We start from the raw sequence: 19047 nt of genomic DNA, 5'->3' as shown, positions 1-19047 counted from the left end.
AGGCGGGTTACCCGGTTCGCTCTTAAGGAACAACAAGTTGCGCCGCTGGCCTGAATCGATTTGGCAGCGGCGCGCCTACCGATGTCGAGAGATGGCGACCACAAGTTTTGGCCGCAGGCATTCTCGCATCATCGCCACAGGAGTATGCCATGCAAGTGCAAACGATGGCGGCTGAGAAGTTGTCTCAGGCCGCGCCGCCGGCCGATGCCGCGATCGCCATCGATGATGTGACGCTACGCTTCGTCACGCCCGACGGCCATATGATGACGGCGATCCGCGACTTCACCATGACGGTGGCGCGTGGCGAATTCGCCTGCGTCGTCGGGCCGACCGGCTGCGGCAAGTCGACGACGCTCAACCTCGTCACCGGCCTGCTGCGGCCGACCACAGGTCATGTCCGCGTCATGGGCAAACCGGTCACCGATATCAGCCGCGACATCGGTTTCGTCTTCCAGGCCGATGCGCTTTTTCCCTGGCGAAGCGTCATCGACAATGTCGCCGCCGGTCCGCTTTATCGCGGGATCCCCAAGGCGCAGGCCTATGATCGGGCCCGCGACTGGATCGCCCGCGTCGGCCTCGGCCGCTTCGAAAAACATTATCCGCACCAGCTTTCGGGCGGCATGCGCAAGCGCGTCGCCCTTGCCCAGACCTTCATCAACCAGCCGAAGATTCTGCTTATGGACGAGCCGTTCAGTGCGCTCGACATGCAGACGCGCACGGCCATGCAGGACGAATTGCTCGGCCTGTGGTCGGAACAGAAATCCTCCGTCGTCTTCGTCACCCACGATCTGGAGGAGGCAGTGGCGCTGGCCGACAAGGTTTATGTGCTCACCGCCGGGCCGGGAACGGTCAAGAGCGCCTACCGCATCGACCTGCCGCGTCCGCGTGTCATGGCCGACATCCGTTACGACCCGAAATTCGTCGAGATCGCCAAGGTGATCTGGAACGACCTGCGCGAAGAAGTGCAGCTCGGCCAGAGCCGCACCTTGCAGAGCGGGCATTGAGAGGAGACACCAACATGACCGCTATCTCTCCCACCGCTTCCCATGCCGCCGTCCGCGATGCCTCCATTGCCGTTGCCGAGGCTCGGGCGAGGGCCCGGCTGCGCCGCCGCCATGCTTTGGTCATCGGCCTGCGCCTGGCTATTCTCGTTGCGTTCCTTGGCCTGTGGGAACTCGGCGCCGACTATAACATCATCGACCCGTTCTTCTTCGCCAGCCCCTCGGGCATCTGGGAACAGATCTGGTCCTGGATCACCGAGGGCACCTCGCAGGGACCGCTCTGGCTGCAGATCTATGTGACGCTGGAGGAAACCTTCCTCGGCTTCGCCATCGGCGCACTGGGCGGCATCGCCGCCGGCATCATTCTCGGCCGCAACCGGCTGCTGGCCGATGTCTTTTCGATCTACATCAAGATCGCCAATTCCGTGCCGCGCGTCGTGCTCGGCTCTGTCTTCATCATCGCGCTCGGCCTCGGCATGGCCTCGAAAGTGGCGCTCGCCGTGGTGATGGTGTTCTTCGTCGTTTTCGCCAACGCCTTCCAGGGGGTTCGCGAGGCCGACAGGGCGATGATCGCCAACGCCCAGATCCTCGGTGCCTCGCCGTTCCAGATCACCCGCACCGTCATTATCCCGTCGGCGATGAGCTGGATCCTGGCCAGCCTGCATGTCAGCTTCGGCTTTGCCCTGGTCGGCGCCGTGGTCGGCGAATTCCTCGGCGCCAAGCAAGGCATGGGCCTGCTGATCTCGACCGCGCAGGGCGCCTTCAACGCCAATGGCGTCTTCGCCGCCATGATCATCCTGGCGGTTATGGCGCTGGTGGTGGAATTCATCATCACCCGCTTCGAGAACTATGTCGTCAAGTGGCGGCCGGCGCCGTTCAACGAGCAGGGCACCTGATTTTGTTCCGAGGAGAGTCCGAGCCCGCGCTGGGCGCGGGTCGGGTCATGCCAGGGGCAACCTGACCTCGACCACCAGACCGCCGGCCGCGCCATCCCCGAGGGTGACGCGGCCGCCGGCATTCTCGACAACCTCGCGCACGATGGCGAGGCCCAGGCCGCTGCCTTCCTCGGTCGAACCGGCGATGCGATAAAAGCGCTCGAACACGTGATCCCGCTCTTCGGCCGGGATGCCGGGCCCGTCATCGGCTACCGTCAACACGGCTTCGCTATCGATGGCGGCCAGCTTCACCGTCACGCTGCCGCCTGCCGTCGAGTAACGCAGCGCGTTGTCGACAAGATTGACGATCATCTCGCGCAGCATGGTGCCGTCGCCAATGACTGCAACCGGCCCTGTTTCCTCCAGCCCGAGATCGATCTTGCGGGCGATCGCCGCGGGCGCCTGCGTTTCCAGTACATGGCGGGCGGCTTCTGTCAGGTCGATGCGATCGGCGCGTGGCCGCCGGCTGCCAGGCTCGGCACGCGACAGGGTGAGCAATTGTTCGGCCAGCCGCGCCAGCTTGCCGGAGCTGGCCTGCAGCGCCACCAGCGCTTCCTGGCGCGCATCGGTGGCGGTTTCGCGTAGCGCATAGCTTGCCTGCGTCGATAGCAGCGCCAGCGGCGTGCGCAATTGATGTGCGGCATTGGCGATGAAACGGCGCTGCGCTCCCATCTGCGCGCGCACCCGTTCCATGTAGGCGTTGAGCGCCTCTATCAGAGGCCGGATTTCGCTCTGCGCGCCCGGCACGTCAACCGGATCGAGGTCGCTTCGGCTTGGCGAACGCACCGCGTCGCGCAGGCTTATCAATGGCGCCAGGCCGCGGCGCAGGCCAAGCAGCACGAACACGCCGGCGATCGCCACGAGCGCCAGCTGCTGGACGAAGGCACTGAACCACAGCCGCTTCACCATCGCATCATGCCCGGAGAGCGTTATGCCCACGGTGACCGTTATGGGGGAATCGCCGCCGGCGCCGATCACCGCGTGGCTGAGCGTCAAGAGCCGCAACATATGGTCGCGATAGCTCGCCTCGACGCTCGCATGCCGCGGCGCTTGCGGCAAATCGGGGTAACCGGTCAGCAACCGTCCTCCGGCGGTCTCGACGCGATAGTAGACGCTGTCGCGATCGCCGGTATCGAACATCTCGATCGCCGCCGGCGGGATGGTGGCATCGAGTACGCCATCGGCCATGGCGACCTGCTCGGCGATGGCGCGGGCCGAGCCGACCAGCATGCGGTCGGTGACCAGATCGGCGGTCGCCAGAGCGTTGCGCTGGCTGGTCCACAGATTGATGGTCGCAAGCCCGGCCAGGGGGAGCACGACCCAGGCCAGCAATTGCAGGCGCAGGCTGTTAGTCTTCATGGCGCCAAATCATCATGGCGCCAGATCATCGTGGCGCAAGAGATAGCCCAGGCCACGCAAAGTGGTGATCTGGACCCGCGAGCCTTCAAGCTTCTTGCGCACACGGTGCACATAGATCTCGATGGCGCTTGGATCGGCGTCGGTCTCGAAGTCATAGATCGCCGCGGACAAGGCGGCCTTGCTCACGGTGCGTCCCGCCTTGATCATCAACTGCTCGAGCACGGCATGTTCGCGCGGCGTCAATGCCAGCGTCTCGCCGCCGAGCGAAAACAGCCTGGTGTTGGTGTCGAAGACGAGGTCGCCGCAGGCAACGACCGGTGCCGTCCGGTCATTGGCGCGGCGCAGTTGGACGCGGATGCGTGCTTCGAGCTCCTCGATCTGGAAGGGCTTCGGCAGATAGTCGTCGGCGCCTTCGTTGAGGCCTTTGACCCGGCCATCGAGGCTGGCATTGGCAGTCAGTACGATCACCGGCACCCGGTTGCCGCGTGTTCGCAGCATGCGCAGCACTTCCAGTCCACCCATGCGAGGCAGCGCAAGATCGAGAATGACAAGCGCGTGGTTGCCGGCGGCGAGCGCATGCTCGACATCCTCGCCGTCATGGACGATGTCGACGACATAATTGGCCTGGCGCAAGGTCTTGCCTAGCCAGTCCGCCAGTTCGCGATTGTCCTCCACAAGCAGCAATCGCATGTCTATTGCCGTTCCAGCATCCGCCCACTTTCGATCTCAACGGCCGCCTCGGGCTCGATTGGCGGGCCCATTCGGCAATCGGACCCGAAATGATCGATAGTCTCGATCGCAACGCAAGGCAAATGCGGCTTGGCTGCGGTCGGGATCCGATTTTTGCAGGCTCAGACACCCTGTTTTGAAGATTAAATCGAACCGAACGGTTCGGTTCTGGTTGACGGATTGTATCGCAAACGGTGAACAATGTCCTCCGATCTGCTCTGGCATGCGCCCGAGATGAAACGCTAACCATGTGAAAACATGTGATAAATCAGACTAAAAATGCTGCGGTGCAATATGCATTGTCCATAATGTAGTGAAATACTGCAAAACCGATGCGACTAGAAATCCCAAAAGGCCTTTCCCATCTGGAGGTGGTCCGAGCGACGCGAAATCCTCCCAAGGGCACGCCACTAGACGGACAGAACAAAGAAATTCTGGAGTAAATAAAATGACCAAGATCGCTCTTACCGCCGCCGCCATCCTCGTTGCCACGGGCACTGCTTTTGCCGGCAGCGACAATTATGGCTCGGCCAACGCCAACCAGCCTGCCGCCACTGTCGACCATTCGGTCACCGCTTCGACCTCGAAGTCGACGGCAGCGTCGGTCCAGGCTCCCCAGGGCGCTGACCGCAACCTCTTCGGCCGCTAATCACGACTGCCAATCCATCCACCTTTGAATTCAGGAGTACTTGAAATGACCAAGATCGCACTCACCGCCGCCGCCATCCTCGTTGCCACGGGCACCGCTTTTGCCGGCAGCGACAACTACGGCTCCAACAACGCCAACCAGCCGGTTGCCAGCCAGTCGACCTCCAATGTCGACACCTTCCGTACCGGTTCGATCCTGAAGGCGGACAAGGCGCAGGCTGACGTCAATGCCAAGGTGCCTGCTCAGTCGGGCCAAGGCATCTGGGGCCGCTGATCCCTTCAAGCATCGCGTGACGACAAAGAGCGGTGGGCCTGGCCCGCCGCTCTTGTTTTTTTGGATGAGCCCTCGGCATTGGCCGTGTATCAGCCGATCTTCGCAGTCGGCAAAAAACATTTCACGGTCAGGAATAAAACCAGGCTGCTTCTGGTCTTGTCCTCAGCGGAACCGTCCTCCCAAGACGCCGCCCAACGGATGAACCTGGAGATTGAAATGAACAGACTTGCTCTCGCTGCCGCCGCTATGCTCGTCGCAACCGGAGGTGCACTCGCCGGCAGCGACCATTATGGCTCGGACAATGCCAACCAGCCGGTCGCCCCGGTCGCCGGCGTGGACCACGCCGCCACCGGCGCCGTCGACGACAACACGAATATGACCAGGCACAAGGCTGCCGACGCCAAGATCAAGCCCGGCATCGACTGGCCGGAGCCCGGCCAGGGCATATGGGGCAACTGATATCAGGGGTGCGGCAGGTCTGATCTGCCGCACCCGTCTAGCTCAGATCCTTCGGCCGCAGACAGTGCGTCAGCCGGGCGGCCGACAGGCCAGACCAATCGTGTTCAAAGACGAAGCGCGCGAGGGCTGCTGTCGGAAACTTTTGCTCGAGCCTCTTGCGCGCTTTCGCCTCCGATCCCGGTCCGGCAAGCTGTTTTGCCAGATCCTCCAGGCCCGGATTGTGGCCGAGAACCAGCAGGCAGCCGCTCGACGGGTCTGCTTTGCGCACCTGGCTCAGAATATCCGCCGCTGGAGCATCGTAAAGCGCCTCGGCAAACGCTACCCGAGGCTGCGCGGGCAGTTCCGCCGCCACCAGCCGCCACGTATCGCGGGTGCGCAGCGCCGGTGACACCAATGCAAGGTCCGGCAGCCAGTCGCGCGCGGCAAGCTCGCGACCGATCAATCGGGCTGCCTTCAACCCATGTTCCGCGAGCGGCCGGTCGAAATCATCGAGATCAGGATCATCCCAGCTCGATTTGGCATGGCGTAGGAGGAGTAGCTGTTTCATCGCCGTGTCCTCGGCTTAAGGCGTGATCCGCGCCAGCTGCTCGAGATCGGCTTCCTCGCGCAGCGGGTCGGGTGCCATCACCACCGAGGTGCCGTTGTCGGCATCGTCGGCAAAGTGGGCGAGCACGGCGCGGCCCTCCTCCATGCGCGCCTTGCCTTCGGCCACCAGTCCAAGCGCCAGCGGATAGAGCCGATGCTCGGCCTTCAGCACCCGGGCAGCCAGCGTATCGGTATTGTCGCCGACCATCACCGGCACCGCAGCCTGGGCGATAATGGGGCCGTCATCCATCTCGGATGTCACGAAATGCACCGTGCAGCCATGGATGCGGATACCGGCGGCCAGCGCGCGGGCATGGGTATCGAGCCCTTTGAAGGCCGGCAGCAGGGCAGGGTGGATGTTGATCATGCGGCCCTGCCATTTCTGGACAAAGCCGGGGGTCAGGATGCGCATATAGCCCGCCAGCGCCACGATGTCGGCATTGAAGGCCGCGAGTGCCGCGTCGATCGCCGCGTCATGCGCCTGCTTGCTGCCGTGGTCGGCGCGCGAAATGACCTGTGTGGCGATGCCGCGTGCCCTGGCGATGACGAGGCCGGCGGCGTCCGCCTTATCGGAGATGACGCCTGCGATCTCGGCCGGGAAGGACGGGTCGCTGGCCGCCGCGATCAGCGCGGTCATGTTGGAGCCGCGCCCCGAAATCAAAACGACTGTGCGTTTCCTCCGCGCGCTCATAGGCCGATCGAGCCCCGATAGATGACGCCGGCGTCGCGGCGCGGCACGATGCGGCCGATCGGCGTCACCGTCTCGCCGGCTTCCTGCAGGACGGCCGCAACCTGCGCCGCCTGACCCGAAGCGACAGCCAAAATCATGCCGATGCCGCAGTTGAAGGTGCGCATCATCTCTTCCGGCGCCACGCCGCCGGTCTTGGCCAGCCAGGAGAACACCGGCGGCACGTCGATGGCTTCGAGGTCGAGCTCGGCCGAGAAATCCTTGGGCAGCACGCGCGGGATGTTTTCCGGGAAGCCGCCGCCGGTGATGTGCGCCAGCGCCTTGATGCCGTGCGTGTTGCGGATCGCCTTGAGGAGCGATTTCACGTAGATGCGGGTCGGCTCGAGCAGCGCCTCGGCCAGCGTCGCCTCGTCGTTGAACGGTGCCGGATCGCTCCACGCCAGGCCGCTCGCGGCAACGATGCGGCGCACCAGGGAAAACCCGTTGGAATGGAGGCCGGAGGAGGCAAGGCCGAGCAGCACGTCGCCTTCGACGATGTCGTCGGTGGGCAAAAGCTGCCCGCGTTCGGCCGCGCCCACCGCAAAGCCGGCAAGGTCATAGTCCTTGCCGTGATACATGCCGGGCATTTCGGCGGTCTCGCCGCCGATCAGCGCGCAGCCGGCCTGGCGGCAACCCTGCGCGATGCCGCCGACGATCGCGGCACCCTGTTCGGGATCGAGTTTGCCGGTGGCGAAATAGTCGAGGAAGAACAGCGGCTCCGCGCCCTGCACGACGATGTCGTTGACGCACATGGCGACGAGGTCGATGCCGATCGTGTCGTGCTTGCCGGCATCAATGGCGATCTTGAGCTTGGTGCCGACGCCGTCATTGGCGGCGACCAGCACCGGATCTGTGAAACCGGCGGCCTTGAGATCGAACAGGCCGCCGAAGCCGCCGATCTCGCCATCCGCGCCTGGCCGGCGCGTCGCGCGCACCAGCGGCTTGATCTTTTCCACCATGAGATTGCCGGCATCGATGTCGACGCCGGCCTCGGCATAGGTGAGCCCGTTTCTGCGCTTGGCCGTTTTGTTCTGGCCCGTTTTATGCTGGCCGGTTTCGCGCTTGCTCATCGCAATGTTCCTGCTCGTTTGCGGGCTCTTCGCATGAACGGTTTCGGTCCGCAAGGATAACGGCCGAACCGGGCGCCGTTTGGTCGACAAAAGCGTGGATAGCCGGGGCATCGCGCACTGCGTCTGCCGCTGGCCCAGCCTGCTTCTCCCTTGCCTCGGCCCTCCATCTCCCTCATCTATCTCGAGGCATAATACGGCGGGACAATGCGTTGACCATCCCCAACCTGATCACCATCCTGCGCTTTGTGCTGGTGCCTGCCGTGGTGCTGGCCATGTTGCAGGCACGTTGGGAATGGGCTTTTGCCGGCTTCGTCGTTGCCGGCCTTTCCGACGGTGTCGACGGTTTCATCGCGCGCCGCTTCAACCAGCAGTCCAGGTTCGGCGCCTATCTCGATCCGATCGCCGACAAGCTGCTTTTGGTTTCGGTGTTCGTCGTCATGGGCTTCATCGGGCAATTGCCGCTGTGGCTGGTCGTCACCATGGTGTCGCGCGACGCGCTGATCGTGTGCGCGGTCCTGTTGTCCACGGTGATCGGCCATCCCGTCGAGATAAAGCCGTTTCTGGTGTCGAAGGCCAATACCGCCATACAGATCGCGCTGGCGGCGGTTGTGCTGGGGGAACTCGCCTTTGCCGGGCACCTCGACCCTCTGCGGCCCACCCTCATATTGCTGTCCGGGGTCTTGACCGTGGCTTCGGCCGCGGCCTATCTCGTGGCTTGGCTGAGGCATATGAGCGGCTATGGCGAAGGCGGTAAATCAGGCTGACAAGCCCATCGACGGCAAGGCTGCCCGCAAGCCGGCCGCCCGCAAAGCGGTGGCGCGGGGCAAGACCGTGGACGACCAGACGGTCGTCGTCGTGCCGGCCGGCGAGACGGCGGCGGAGGCCGAGGCGTCGGCCACGTTCCGCCGCCAGATCTTCTTCTGGCTGGCGGGTGCCGCGATCCTGGCGCTTTTTCTTTATGTCTTCAGCGCCATCCTGCTGCCCTTCGTCGCCGGCATGGTGCTTGCCTATTTCCTTGATCCGGTCGCCGACCGGCTGCAACGGCTCGGCCTCAGCCGCTTCATGGCGACCGTGGTCATCCTCATCACCTTCCTCATCGTGCTGGTGCTGGCCTTCGTCATCCTCATTCCGGTGCTGGCGACGCAGATGGCCGATTTCGCCGGCAAGCTGCCGGAGTACCTGACGCGGCTGCAGAGCCTGATCACCTCCTTTGATCCGAAGTGGCTGGAACAGAAATTCGGCGTCAACGCCAATGGCCTGCGCGACGGGTTGAACTCGCTGCTGACCTCCGGTTTCGGCCTGCTCACCACGGTTTTCACTTCGATCTGGAGTTCGGGCGTGGCGCTGGTCTCGGTGGTCAGCCTGTTCGTGGTGACGCCCGTGGTTGCCTTCTACATGCTGCTCGACTGGGATCGCATGGTGGCGGTCATCGACAGTTGGGTGCCGCGCGACAACGTGGCGACGGTCCGCGCCATCGCACGCGACATCAACACCGCCACCGCCGGCTTCGTGCGTGGCCAGGGCACGCTCTGCCTGGTGCTGGCCGCCATGTATGCCACCGGCCTGACGCTGACGGGGCTGAACTTCGCCATCCTCATAGGCCTGTTCGCCGGGCTGATCTCCTTCATCCCCTATGTCGGCTCATTGACCGGGCTGGTGCTGGCCGTCGGCGTTGCCTTCGTCCAGTTCTGGCCGGACTGGACGATGATTGTCGCCGTTGCCGTGGTCTTCTTTATCGGCCAGTTCGTCGAAGGCAACATCCTGCAGCCCAGGCTGGTTGGCAAAAGTGTCGGCTTGCATCCGGTGTGGCTCATGTTCGCGTTGTTCGCCTTCGGCGCGCTGTTCGGTTTTGTCGGCCTGTTGATTGCCGTTCCTGCATCCGCGGCGGTTGCCGTTCTGGTGCGGTTTGCCATCGCCCGCTATCTGGAATCGCCGCTCTACAAGGGCCACGCGACAGCACCCGCGCCGCCGTTGCCGGCCGATCGCGGTGGCGGCCATCGCACGCAACCGCGTCGTTGACGTGACTGCCCAGCGAACCGATCCGCCGCGCCAACTGCCGCTCGATCTCGGCCACGGCACCGGTTATTCGCGCGACGAGCTGGTCGTCTCCGGCACCAATAACCAGGCGGCCGCACTGGTCGACCGCTGGCCGGATTGGCCAGCACCAGTGGTGGTGCTGGCAGGTCCCGCTGGTTCGGGCAAAACGCATCTGGCCTCGATCTGGCGTGCTCGCGCCAACGCGGTGGCCATCGACACTAGGCGCATGGGTGACAGCATCGCCAATCTCGGTGCGCGGTCGGCGCTGATCGACGATGTCGATAGCGGCGCGGTCGATGAGCAAGGCCTGTTCCATTTGATCAATACCGTGCGCGGTGCTGGCTCGACACTGCTTCTGACGGCGCGGCGCTTTCCGTCGGCCTGGGGCGTCAAGCTGCCCGATCTTGCCTCGCGGCTGAAGGCGGCGGCGACCGTCGAGATCCACGAGCCTGACGATCTCTTGCTCGCCGGCGTCATCACCAAGCTGTTCGCCGACCGGCAGGTCGAGGTCGAGCCGCATGTCGTGCAGTATCTGGTGCGGCGCATCGAGCGTTCGCTGGCAACTGCGATGCGTGTGGTGGAGCGCCTGGATCGCACCGCGCTGGAGCGCAAGATGCCGATCACAAGGGCACTGGCCGCCGAGACCGTGAGCGCCATGGACGAGGGGCAGGGTGAGTTCGAGATTTGATGGCTTCAGGGCTCCAGCGATTCTCCGTCTCCACCTCGGTCCCGTTTTGGCACACAAGATTGGCACCGGTCTTGCAGCGCGAGGTTGCCGGCTAACCCCGGTCCTGATTGCGTTCCAAATCAGGTTGTAGGCTCGCCGGGATGAGGCGGTTGGGGTTCTCGCCCGGCGAGCTTGCCTTTAAGACTGTATCGAGCGGGTGCCGCCGCAGCGGACATTCACCCAACAACACTGACCAGTCGCATCGTCGAAACTCTTGAAATGGACCATTCGATGGTCTATTTTTCCGTCGAAGATTTGGACCACAGAATGGTCCGTGCGGAGTGATCGATGCAGGTATCCGTCACCGACGCCAAGGGACAGCTGACCGAACTGGTGCGCCGCGCGGAGGCGGGCGACGAGGTTATTCTGACCCGCCACGGCCATGCGGCCGTGCGGCTGGTTCCCATCAAGGCAATGCCCGAAAAGGGAGCTCGCCGGGCGCTTCTGGAAGCCGCGCGCACTGCCGGGGCGGCCAAGGCGACGGCGGGGCCATCCGCCGCCCGTAGCCAGGATTTCCTTTATGGCGAAGACGGCATGCCCGAGTGATCGCGGTCGATACCTCTGCACTTATGGCGATCGTACTTGATGAGCCTCGGGCCGCCGCTTGCATCGCCGCGATCGAAGCCGAAGATGACCTCCTGATTTCCGCCGGCACCGTCGCCGAGGCGCTGATCGTAGCCGCCCATCGTGGCATCGCTGCCGAGCTATCCAGCCTGATTGATGGGCTTGGCTTCGAGGTTGTTGCGGTGACGCCGGCGTCAGCCAGGCGAATCGCGGAGGCTTATGCGCAATGGGGGAAGGGCATCCACCCGGCCGCGCTCAATTTCGGCGATTGCTTCTCCTATGAAGTGGCGAAGGAGCACGCTTGCCGGCTGTTGTATGTCGGAGCCGATTTTTCGAAAACCGATATCGAGGGTGTGCTCTGAACGTGGCACCGTCAGCCGGTGAGCTTGCGGTCACAGCCATAGTCTGACGAAATGCCGGACCACCACATAGACGGCGGAATGCGTGGCGATGTAACAGGCCGCGACCAGCACGAACATCCCGATGCTGGCGGGCCAGGAATGGGAGGCGGCTATGCCCGGGGCCAGCCTGGCCTGTCTGCGGCTCTCGCGATTGTTCCACATCGCCAGGGCCGCGCAGGCGATCGCCCACGTCACCATGAACGGAACCGTCACGCCCGCATAGGCAAAATAGGCCGGCCCGAACAGCGACACCCAAGCATCGATCCCAAGCACCGCAAATCCCCCGTTTGCCGCAGCTTAAGCCGGCAATGGCGAGGGAAGCGAGCCGGAAATGGTGAAACGCGAATAAGGGCAAAACCCTTCGGTGCCATCGGCATCGCATTTTAGAGAGAAATGGTCGGAGTGGAGAGATTCGAACTCCCGACCCTCTGGTCCCAAACCAGATGCGCTACCAGGCTGCGCTACACTCCGAACGGTCTGTTGCCTATTCATTTCGGTGTTACATGGCAAGTGCAAAAACCTTGCCGCCGGTGCCAATGCGCAGTAATGACGGCCTACGGGCGGCGACGCTGCCTCGCACAACAAAGAGGTGGCCATGTCCGCGCGCATTTTCAGCCCAGCCAAAACCGCGATGCAGTCCGGCAAGGCCAAGACCGGCCATTGGGTGCTGGAATTCGATCCCGAGATGCGCAAGAAGATCGACCCGCTGATGGGCTACACCACCTCGGGAGACATGAGAAGCCAGATCAAGCTCACCTTCGACACGCGCGAAGAAGCGGTTGCCTACGCCGAAAAGGAAGGGCTTGCCTTCCGCGTCGAGGAGCCGAAAGAGACCAAGCGCCGCCAGATTTCCTATGCGGAGAATTTCCGCTATGACCGCAGGACGCCCTGGACGCATTGACCGGCGGCCAACGCCAAGTATTTCAGCCGGCCCATTGGCCGGCCAACGGTCCCGTAGCTCAGCTGGATAGAGCACCGGCCTTCTAAGCCGATGGTCACAGGTTCGAATCCTGTCGGGATCGCCACAATTTCAGTTACTTAGTGCCGCTGTGGGTGAAAAGTTCCAACTCGGACGCGTAGCCGCTGTTGTGGAACGTCCAGCGCGTGTCGGTCAGGGTGGCGCAGCGCGCCGCGCCTCCATGATGCGGTCTCGATCGCTGGCGGGCGGGCCGGGTCGGGCGCCATGCTCCCATCGCTTGAGGCACGCCGGCCGATGCGCACTGGTCTCGGATCGAGCCGGACCATTTTGAAACCCGCACGCAGGAACATTCCTCCTATCGCGGAGTTGGGGCAGTTGGCCCGCGATCGGGTGCCAACAGGTGATGCCGGCGGGCTTTTGGGAGAAAGCTATGATACGTGCCATCCCCTCACTCCACCTTTCTCGTCGGCAGGCATTGCAATTTGGGCTGGGAGCCAGCCTCGCCGCGACGACGGGCGTGGCGCCAGTTTCTCGCGCCTATGCCCAGGAGAAAATGCAGGACGAAGACATTTTCCGTTTTGCGCTCAACTTGGAATACATGGAGGCCGAATACTACCTGCGCGGCACCACCGGAAAAGGCATTGACGCCGCCGATGCCGGTTCGAAACCCGGCGAGGTCGTTGGCGGAAAGAAGGTGTCGTTCGACACCCCAGCCATCGGCGAATTCATGCAGGAAGTTGCTGAAAACGAACTCGCGCACGTTCGGTTCTACCGCAAGACGCTGGGAAAGAACGCCGTCGACAGACCGGCCATCGATTTCGATGCAGGATTCAAGGCTGTCGCGGAGGCAGCTGGCCTTGGACCGGACTTCGATCCCTTCGGCAACGAAACCAACTTCGTTCTCGGCGGCATGTTGTTCGAGGATGTTGGCGTCACCGCCTATGCCGGTGCGGCGACGGTTCTGAAGAACAAGGAATTCCTCGCCGCCGCTGCTGGCATATTGGCGGTCGAGGCTTACCATATGGGAATGGCGCGTTCCACCTTATACCGGAAGGGAGAGAAGGCCTGGAAGGCCGCCAACGCTGTCTCCGATGCACGAGACAAGATCGACGGGCCGGAAGACAAGGACCAGGGCATCCAGGTGAATGGCAGAGCCAACATCGTACCCTCGACTCCCGACGCGATCGCGTTCACCAGAACACCGCAGGAAGTGCTACGGATTGTGTATCTCACCGACAAGGACGGCGTCAGCAAGGGCGGCTTCTATCCGGAAGGAATGAACGGTACGCTGAAGAGCACCTGAGCCGTTCACGAGGGATCAGATCGCGCAGGCGAGCTCAGGAGCGGCACTCGGGGCGCGCCTTCCTCATGGCGCCGCCGCTCAACCGCCGTCTGACGATGTGAACACTGCGGCCACAACGTCACAGTCATTCTCCTGATCGCCAATTCTATACCGAACGGTTATGCGAAGGCCAAGGGCGTCTAGCTTCGTCGCATAGTTCCAAGTTTCTTATTCTGCTCCACATGCTGCAGAGTGTCGCAAGTTGGAACACTCCTGAGAAAGGTTCATGTTCTTTCGATCTTCCAAGCCGAGGGTCGCCGGGTCGAATTCTGTCGGTATTGCTACTATTTCAATGGCTTACGCCGCATGACCTCACGCCGCCATTTGACCTTCACCCTTGCCTGTCGGTGCTGCCACGCCGTGTGATGGAAGCTGGAACAGAAGTTCCGGGCCAGCCGGGCTCTGGAATTATTTCGTGATCTGGCCGTGTTGGAACCTTGGCCAAAACTGCGCGTTCGGGGGCTTGTATTCGTGGAGCCTCATAAAGGGCAATGTGCGGGCAAGCGAATGGGTGGGGCAAAACAAGCATGGGTTGGGGGAGGAGAAACCAGGTTATGTCGAAACGTGAGATTGGAACGTCCCCTGCCTTGGGGCGGCGTATCGCCGACCTCAGGGCCCGAATGCAGAATGCCGAAATTTCCGGCCATGAGATGAAAATCTTTCACAAGGTCGCGGCCATCATGGGAGCTGGCGGCGATTCCTTGCAGCTGGATGCCGACGACCTGATCGCGGCATCCTTCGTCGCCGAGGCGGTTGGGCCGGCGTCCACCCGCTGACTTCGGAATTGCTCCCGCTCCGAAATGCGGAGAGTAAATTTGCTTCCACGACCGGGACACGGCCGCTATTGGGCGATCGTGCCCCGCTCCCGGCCATCTGATCTCGTCTCCCCGTCATCCGATGTCGAATTGAAAGGAAAGTCTTATCATTTTGTTTGCGTTGGCACGTCATAGTAGGGACGGCTAACGGAGTGGAAGGGATGAAGCTGGACCTGTCGCCGACCAGCTGGGGCAGGGTGATCGCCGTCACCGGCGCCGGCACGGCATTCTTTATCGCCGTGGCGTTTTTCGTCGATTCGTTCAATTTCCCCTATCTTTCGCCCGAATCTGTCTGGCGCGCGAAGCTGACCGACCTACTGCTGCCCTTGGTGCTGGGTGGCTCGTTTCTGTTTTTCCTGATGTGGAAGATCCGCCAGCTGGCGATAGCCCAGCGCGACCTCAGCGTCATCGCCGCGACGGACAGCCTGACGGCGGTGCTGAACCGCGGCGCCTTCTCGATGCTGGTCGAAGCCTATCTCGAGCAGACCCGCAAGCAGGAAGAGACCCGTTCCGGCGCGCTGCTGATCATCGATGCCGACCACTTCAAGTCGATCAACGACCGTCTCGGCCATGATTGCGGCGACCAGGCGCTCAAACTGATCGCGCAGGCGATCAAGGGCCAGCTGCGTGGCGGCGATATCGTCGGCCGGATCGGCGGCGAGGAGTTCGGCGTATTCCTGCCCGGTGTCGACCCCTCGCAATCCTGGCTGGTTGCCGAAGGCATTCGCCGACGGATACGCGAAATGGACTTTTCCCCAGGCGGCCGCTCCTGCCCGCTTTCCGTCAGCATCGGCGGCACCAGCTTCAGCGGGCCGACCACCTACGAGGCAATATTCTCCGCCGCCGACAGACGGCTTTATGCCGCCAAGTCGAACGGGCGCGATCAGGTCAGCTTCGATCCGGCGGAAGCCTCCCTGGTGTCTCTGCCCAGCATCGCTACCGTCCACTGACGGCGGCCTCGCAGCGAGCTCGCACCGGCCGCTTCCTTGACGCTTGCTTGTCTGTGTGCTTCCTCCGGGCAAGCAATGTAGGAAGTATCGCCGGAAATAGTCCTGCCTCTTAAGTCCCTCGATCGTGCGGTTCATGGGTACGGCACGACCCTTGGGGTGCAGGCAATGAATGGCGAAACGCGCCGGGATAGAACCCAGTAAGCACCGCGATCATGATCCATTTATTCAACGGCTTTCAGAACCCGTTTGGCGGCAGTGAGCGCGAAACCCTGGAGTTGTATCGGCTGTTGAGCGCCGGCTCGCAGGTGCGCCTCTGGGCAACCTCGTCGCGCCTATCCGAAGACCTGATGCGGGAATTTCCGATACGCCGCGTCTCACCGGCAACACGCAATGTGCCGGATGGCGGCACCTATGTCTTTCTTGGCGCGCATTGGCGCAACAAGATGTGGCCTTATCTGATCCCGCGGCCGCACCGGCTGATCTATGTCTTCAACACCTTTCATCCCAAGATCATCGCTCTGACGACACGCAGGCCGCGCCTGCTGGGTTGGCCCGCTGCCGAACTGGTGCTGATCTCCGACTTTCAGAGGCGCATGCTGGAGGTCGAAGGCGTCGTCCATGCCTCGCCGATCGAGATCGAGCGCTTCTCGCCACTGCCGGCAAGGCCAAACGGTCCGTTCACCGTGGGGCGGCTGAGCCGCGACACGGCGGACAAGCATCACGCCGACGATGTGGCGCTCTATGAGGCGTTGCTTGGCGATGGCATCGCGGTGCGGATTCAGGGCGGCATGCCACTCAAGGACAGGCTTGCGCCGCATCCGCAACTCGAACTCCTGCCGCAGGGTGAATTTGTCGCAGAACAGTTCCTGCCGACGCTCGACGTGTTCTATTATCGCACCGGCTCCCATGTGGAGACGTTCGGCCGTGTGGTGTTCGAGGCGATGGCCTGCGGTTTGCCCGTGGTCTGCCATGCGAAAGGCGGCTACGCCGACCACATCAGGCATGGCGAAAACGGCTTCCTGTTTGAAACGACGCAACAGGCGGCGCGGATCCTGGCGGATCTCAAAGCCGACCCGGGCCTGCGGGCGACGGTCGGCCGCAAGGCGCGGCAGACAGTCGAGCAGCTGTTTTCACCCCAGGCGTTGCAACAGCGGCTGGATTTCTACCGACGCTAGCGGCACCCGCGCCATCGGCCTCCAGATATTCTCCGCCAATAGTCCACGTAGCCGTTTGGCATCAATCCCGACATCGCGCTAAAGCTGGGATCACATGAATCGCGGGCGGCCGGCATCGGTGCGCGGACAGATCGAGCAGGGCTTCTTACCGATGACATTGACGGGCGCCGCGGCACTGCTGATCCTGGTCCTAACCTATGCCGGAGTCGCCATCGGCCGAATACCTGGCCTAAGGCTTGACCGGGCAGGCATTGCGCTGCTTGGGGGCGCGGCGATGATCGCCATCGGCGCGCTCAGCATGGAAGACGCCTATCGCGCCATCAATTTCGACACCATCACGCTTCTGCTCGGCATGATGATCGTGGTGGCGCATCTGAAGGTGTCGGGCGCCTTTCGCGGCCTCGGCGCAATCGCCATCGAGCACGCGCATGCGCCGTTCATGCTCCTGGTGATGGTGACGCTCCTGACCGGCGTGCTGTCGGCCTTCCTGGTCAACGACGCCATCTGCCTGGTCATGGCGCCGATCGTCGTTCACGTCACCCGCGTCATCAACCGCAATCCGATCCCCTATCTGATCGCCACCGCCACCGCTTCGAACTGCGGCAGCGTCGCCACCATCACCGGCAATCCGCAGAACATGGTCATCGGCGCGCTATCTGGCATTTCCTATCCGGCCTTTTCGGCGGCGCTTGCGCCGGTGGCCTTGTTCGGCCTTGTCGCCGTCATCGTCATTGTGCGCATCGTCTATCGCACCGAATTCACCCGCAACGGCGAACTGACGCCACACATCTCGCGCGGCCGCATGCATCGCGGCCAGGTGCTCAAGGCGGTGGTCGTCTGCATCGGATTGGCGATCGCCTTCTTCGCCGGTGTTCCCGTAGCCAAGGCGGCGCTCATTGGCGGCGCCATTCTGCTGCTCACCCGCGCCATCAAGCCATCGCGCATCTACCGCGAGATCGACGGACCGCTGCTGTTCATGTTCGCGGGTCTGTTCGTGGTGGTTGCGGGCGCGGAAAAGACGCTGCTGACATCAGACATGATCGCCTCGGCCAAGAACATCGGGCTCGACGATGTCTGGAGGCTGTCGGGTTTCACCGCGGTGTTGTCCAACATCATGAGCAATGTTCCGGCCGTGCTGGCGCTCAGGCCATTTATACCCGGTCTTGAGAACCCCGAGCGCGCCTGGCTGGTGGTGGCCATGAGTTCGACGCTCGCCGGCAACTTCACCTTGCTCGGCTCGGTCGCCAACCTGATCGTCGCCGAACAGTCCAAGTCGGCAGGCACACCGTTGTCTTTCGGTGCCTTCTTCAAGGTCGGCCTGCCGCTGACGCTGATCACGCTCGCGTTCGGCACTGCCTGGCTGGCGATGATGTCCTGAACCGGTCCTGCGGCTGGACCGGTTCAGGGCGCCACATCGAGATGGCCCCTCATGTTGGGATGGAAGCGGCAGAAATAATCCACCGCCCCCGCTGTCTTGAGGATCACTTGTCCCTTGGACTTCGGCGGGATCATCACGTCCCAGCCACCCCTCACGGTAGCCGTGTGGGCGACCACGTCCTTGTTCACCCATTCGATCGTGTCGCCGACTTTGGCCTGGAGGCTTGCCGGCGAATAGACGAGCCTGTCGATCGTCACCTGGATGGTTGCGGCCGTTGCCGGCGCCGCCGCAAAGGTCAGCGCCAGCATTGCCAGCCACGCCAGATGATCCAAGGCGCGCGCTTTCATTTCAACATGCCGGCGACGTGTTCGGCATGCTGCTCATGGCCCTGGAAGATCTTGAGGCCGGTCTCGAGCAGGCTCTTCAGCTCGGCATTGCTGGCCGAGGGAATGAGCAGGGTTTCGAGCGCGCCATCGACCTGCTTGTGATAGGCGACCTCGTTTTCGATATAGGCCTTGTCGAAGGCCGCGCCTTTCAGCTTGGCGAGCTTGGCGCGTTCCTCTTTCGCGGCCTTCGTCAGCGTCTGGCTGGTGGCATTGTCCTCGGGCTTCACCTTGAGCTTCTTGACGAGGTCGAGCGCCTGCTTGTTCACCGCTTCGTGGTCGCGCTCCATGTCCCTGGCGAAATCGACGACCTCCTTGTTCTTCGATGTCTTGATCGCCTGCTTGGCCGCCTCGATGTCGAGGACGCCTGCCGTATAGGCGATATGGGCGATCTGCGGGTCGGTCGGCTTGTCGGCGGCTTGCGAGACCGGGGCAGCGCCGACGAGAAGCAGGGCGGCAAGGGCAACGGTATATCGGGTGAACATGGCATCCTCCTTGGCCCGGCCGCGAAGAGGCGCCGGGTTCAAATCTTCAGTTGACGCTCATTGGATGCGGGGCGGAGAGAAACG

24 protein-coding genes and 2 tRNA genes are annotated in these 19047 nt (G+C 62.9%); 17 read left to right on the top strand and 9 right to left on the bottom strand.

The window, feature by feature from the left end:
- The first annotated feature begins 149 nt into the window (after window positions 1–149).
- Together O7A60_RS22005 and O7A60_RS22000 are read left to right on the top strand one after the other, a co-directional pair.
- Window positions 150–1004 (top strand): ABC transporter ATP-binding protein, encoded by an 855-nt coding sequence (locus O7A60_RS22005; RefSeq protein WP_337107984.1) that lies wholly within the window; start codon window positions 150–152, stop codon window positions 1002–1004.
- A 14-nt stretch (window positions 1005–1018) separates the two neighbouring features.
- The gene (locus tag O7A60_RS22000; protein WP_015318444.1) at window positions 1019–1897 is read left to right on the top strand and encodes an ABC transporter permease; all 879 of its coding nucleotides are present in this window, start codon (window positions 1019–1021) and stop codon (window positions 1895–1897) included.
- 45 nt (window positions 1898–1942) lie between these two features.
- Here the strand turns inward: O7A60_RS22000 and O7A60_RS21995 are convergent, their stop codons facing one another.
- Entirely contained in the window at window positions 1943–3295 is a 1353-nt protein-coding gene (locus tag O7A60_RS21995) for a sensor histidine kinase (protein ID WP_337107983.1), read from the bottom strand.
- A gap of 12 nt (window positions 3296–3307) precedes the next feature.
- Entirely contained in the window at window positions 3308–3985 is a 678-nt protein-coding gene (locus O7A60_RS21990; RefSeq protein WP_140749266.1) for a response regulator, read from the bottom strand.
- A gap of 487 nt (window positions 3986–4472) precedes the next feature.
- Between O7A60_RS21990 and O7A60_RS21985 the strand changes: the two genes are divergently transcribed.
- From O7A60_RS21985 to O7A60_RS21975, 3 genes are all read left to right on the top strand, one after another.
- Window positions 4473–4673, top strand: a complete 201-nt coding sequence (locus O7A60_RS21985; RefSeq protein WP_015318441.1) for a DUF680 domain-containing protein — start codon at window positions 4473–4475, stop codon at window positions 4671–4673.
- A gap of 45 nt (window positions 4674–4718) precedes the next feature.
- Window positions 4719–4946, top strand: coding sequence for a DUF680 domain-containing protein (locus O7A60_RS21980; protein WP_140507466.1), 228 nt, complete (start codon window positions 4719–4721; stop codon window positions 4944–4946).
- A 216-nt stretch (window positions 4947–5162) separates the two neighbouring features.
- Entirely contained in the window at window positions 5163–5405 is a 243-nt protein-coding gene (locus O7A60_RS21975; protein WP_337107982.1) for a DUF680 domain-containing protein, read from the top strand.
- A gap of 37 nt (window positions 5406–5442) precedes the next feature.
- Here the strand turns inward: O7A60_RS21975 and O7A60_RS21970 are convergent, their stop codons facing one another.
- From O7A60_RS21970 to purM, 3 genes are read right to left on the bottom strand one after another with little or no spacing between them, the layout of a single operon-like run.
- Entirely contained in the window at window positions 5443–5952 is a 510-nt protein-coding gene (locus O7A60_RS21970) for a SixA phosphatase family protein (RefSeq protein ID WP_337107981.1), read from the bottom strand.
- Window positions 5953–5967: 15 nt separating this feature from the next.
- Window positions 5968–6681 (bottom strand): phosphoribosylglycinamide formyltransferase, encoded by a 714-nt coding sequence (gene purN / locus O7A60_RS21965; RefSeq protein ID WP_140772491.1) that lies wholly within the window; start codon window positions 6679–6681, stop codon window positions 5968–5970.
- Entirely contained in the window at window positions 6678–7787 is a 1110-nt protein-coding gene (purM, locus tag O7A60_RS21960) for a phosphoribosylformylglycinamidine cyclo-ligase (protein WP_027144488.1), read from the bottom strand. Before purM ends, purN begins: the two co-directional genes overlap by 4 nt.
- 209 nt (window positions 7788–7996) lie before the next feature.
- On the opposite strand from purM, the gene O7A60_RS21955 reads away from it, so the two are divergent.
- From O7A60_RS21955 to O7A60_RS21935, 5 genes are all read left to right on the top strand, one after another.
- Window positions 7997–8551 (top strand): CDP-alcohol phosphatidyltransferase family protein, encoded by a 555-nt coding sequence (locus O7A60_RS21955; protein WP_337107980.1) that lies wholly within the window; start codon window positions 7997–7999, stop codon window positions 8549–8551.
- Window positions 8526–9806, top strand: coding sequence for an AI-2E family transporter (locus O7A60_RS21950; RefSeq protein ID WP_337107979.1), 1281 nt, complete (start codon window positions 8526–8528; stop codon window positions 9804–9806). Before O7A60_RS21955 ends, O7A60_RS21950 begins: the two co-directional genes overlap by 26 nt.
- Before the next feature lies 1 nt (window position 9807).
- The gene (hdaA, locus tag O7A60_RS21945; protein WP_337108067.1) at window positions 9808–10512 is read left to right on the top strand and encodes a DnaA regulatory inactivator HdaA; all 705 of its coding nucleotides are present in this window, start codon (window positions 9808–9810) and stop codon (window positions 10510–10512) included.
- A 327-nt stretch (window positions 10513–10839) separates the two neighbouring features.
- Window positions 10840–11097 carry a type II toxin-antitoxin system Phd/YefM family antitoxin gene (locus O7A60_RS21940; RefSeq protein WP_337107978.1) on the top strand — a complete coding sequence of 86 codons (258 nt, stop codon included), beginning with the start codon at window positions 10840–10842 and terminating at the stop codon, window positions 11095–11097.
- Window positions 11094–11477, top strand: a complete 384-nt coding sequence (locus tag O7A60_RS21935) for a type II toxin-antitoxin system VapC family toxin (protein ID WP_140507454.1) — start codon at window positions 11094–11096, stop codon at window positions 11475–11477. The genes O7A60_RS21940 and O7A60_RS21935 overlap by 4 nt, the downstream gene beginning before the upstream one ends.
- A gap of 30 nt (window positions 11478–11507) precedes the next feature.
- Here the strand turns inward: O7A60_RS21935 and O7A60_RS21930 are convergent, their stop codons facing one another.
- Together O7A60_RS21930 and O7A60_RS21925 are read right to left on the bottom strand one after the other, a co-directional pair.
- Window positions 11508–11789 (bottom strand): hypothetical protein, encoded by a 282-nt coding sequence (locus O7A60_RS21930; protein ID WP_337107977.1) that lies wholly within the window; start codon window positions 11787–11789, stop codon window positions 11508–11510.
- Between the two features lie 121 nt (window positions 11790–11910).
- Window positions 11911–11987: transfer RNA gene (locus O7A60_RS21925), tRNA-Pro, on the bottom strand.
- 124 nt (window positions 11988–12111) lie between these two features.
- Between O7A60_RS21925 and O7A60_RS21920 the strand changes: the two genes are divergently transcribed.
- The 7 genes from O7A60_RS21920 to O7A60_RS21890 all read left to right on the top strand — a co-directional run bounded on the left by O7A60_RS21920 (window position 12112) and on the right by O7A60_RS21890 (window position 18095).
- A complete protein-coding gene (locus O7A60_RS21920) occupies window positions 12112–12417 on the top strand; it encodes an ETC complex I subunit (RefSeq protein ID WP_337107976.1) in 306 nt (101 codons plus the stop codon).
- A gap of 47 nt (window positions 12418–12464) precedes the next feature.
- Window positions 12465–12541: transfer RNA gene (locus tag O7A60_RS21915), tRNA-Arg, on the top strand.
- A 324-nt stretch (window positions 12542–12865) separates the two neighbouring features.
- Complete coding sequence (locus tag O7A60_RS21910) at window positions 12866–13738, top strand: ferritin-like domain-containing protein (protein ID WP_337107975.1); 873 nt, start codon at window positions 12866–12868, stop codon at window positions 13736–13738.
- Between the two features lie 593 nt (window positions 13739–14331).
- Complete coding sequence (locus O7A60_RS21905; protein ID WP_027144483.1) at window positions 14332–14553, top strand: hypothetical protein; 222 nt, start codon at window positions 14332–14334, stop codon at window positions 14551–14553.
- Between the two features lie 200 nt (window positions 14554–14753).
- Window positions 14754–15542 carry a GGDEF domain-containing protein gene (locus O7A60_RS21900; RefSeq protein ID WP_027144482.1) on the top strand — a complete coding sequence of 263 codons (789 nt, stop codon included), beginning with the start codon at window positions 14754–14756 and terminating at the stop codon, window positions 15540–15542.
- A gap of 212 nt (window positions 15543–15754) precedes the next feature.
- Window positions 15755–16717: a glycosyltransferase family 4 protein gene (locus O7A60_RS21895; protein WP_337107974.1), complete on the top strand. Its 963-nt coding sequence runs from the start codon at window positions 15755–15757 to the stop codon at window positions 16715–16717.
- 151 nt (window positions 16718–16868) lie between these two features.
- Entirely contained in the window at window positions 16869–18095 is a 1227-nt protein-coding gene (locus tag O7A60_RS21890; protein ID WP_337108066.1) for an anion transporter, read from the top strand.
- A gap of 23 nt (window positions 18096–18118) precedes the next feature.
- On the opposite strand, the gene O7A60_RS21885 is transcribed toward O7A60_RS21890, so the two are convergent.
- Both O7A60_RS21885 and O7A60_RS21880 read right to left on the bottom strand, forming a co-directional pair.
- Window positions 18119–18442, bottom strand: a complete 324-nt coding sequence (locus O7A60_RS21885; protein ID WP_337107973.1) for a cupredoxin domain-containing protein — start codon at window positions 18440–18442, stop codon at window positions 18119–18121.
- Entirely contained in the window at window positions 18439–18963 is a 525-nt protein-coding gene (locus tag O7A60_RS21880) for a DUF4142 domain-containing protein (RefSeq protein ID WP_337107972.1), read from the bottom strand. Before O7A60_RS21880 ends, O7A60_RS21885 begins: the two co-directional genes overlap by 4 nt.
- Window positions 18964–19047 lie beyond the last annotated feature (84 nt).

The sequence above is a fragment of the Mesorhizobium salmacidum (SeqCode) genome (assembly GCF_037179605.1).
Lineage (GTDB): Bacteria > Pseudomonadota > Alphaproteobacteria > Rhizobiales > Rhizobiaceae > Mesorhizobium > Mesorhizobium salmacidum.
Note: the sequence above shows the minus strand (reverse complement) of the source record. Positions and strands in the feature narration are given on the sequence as shown.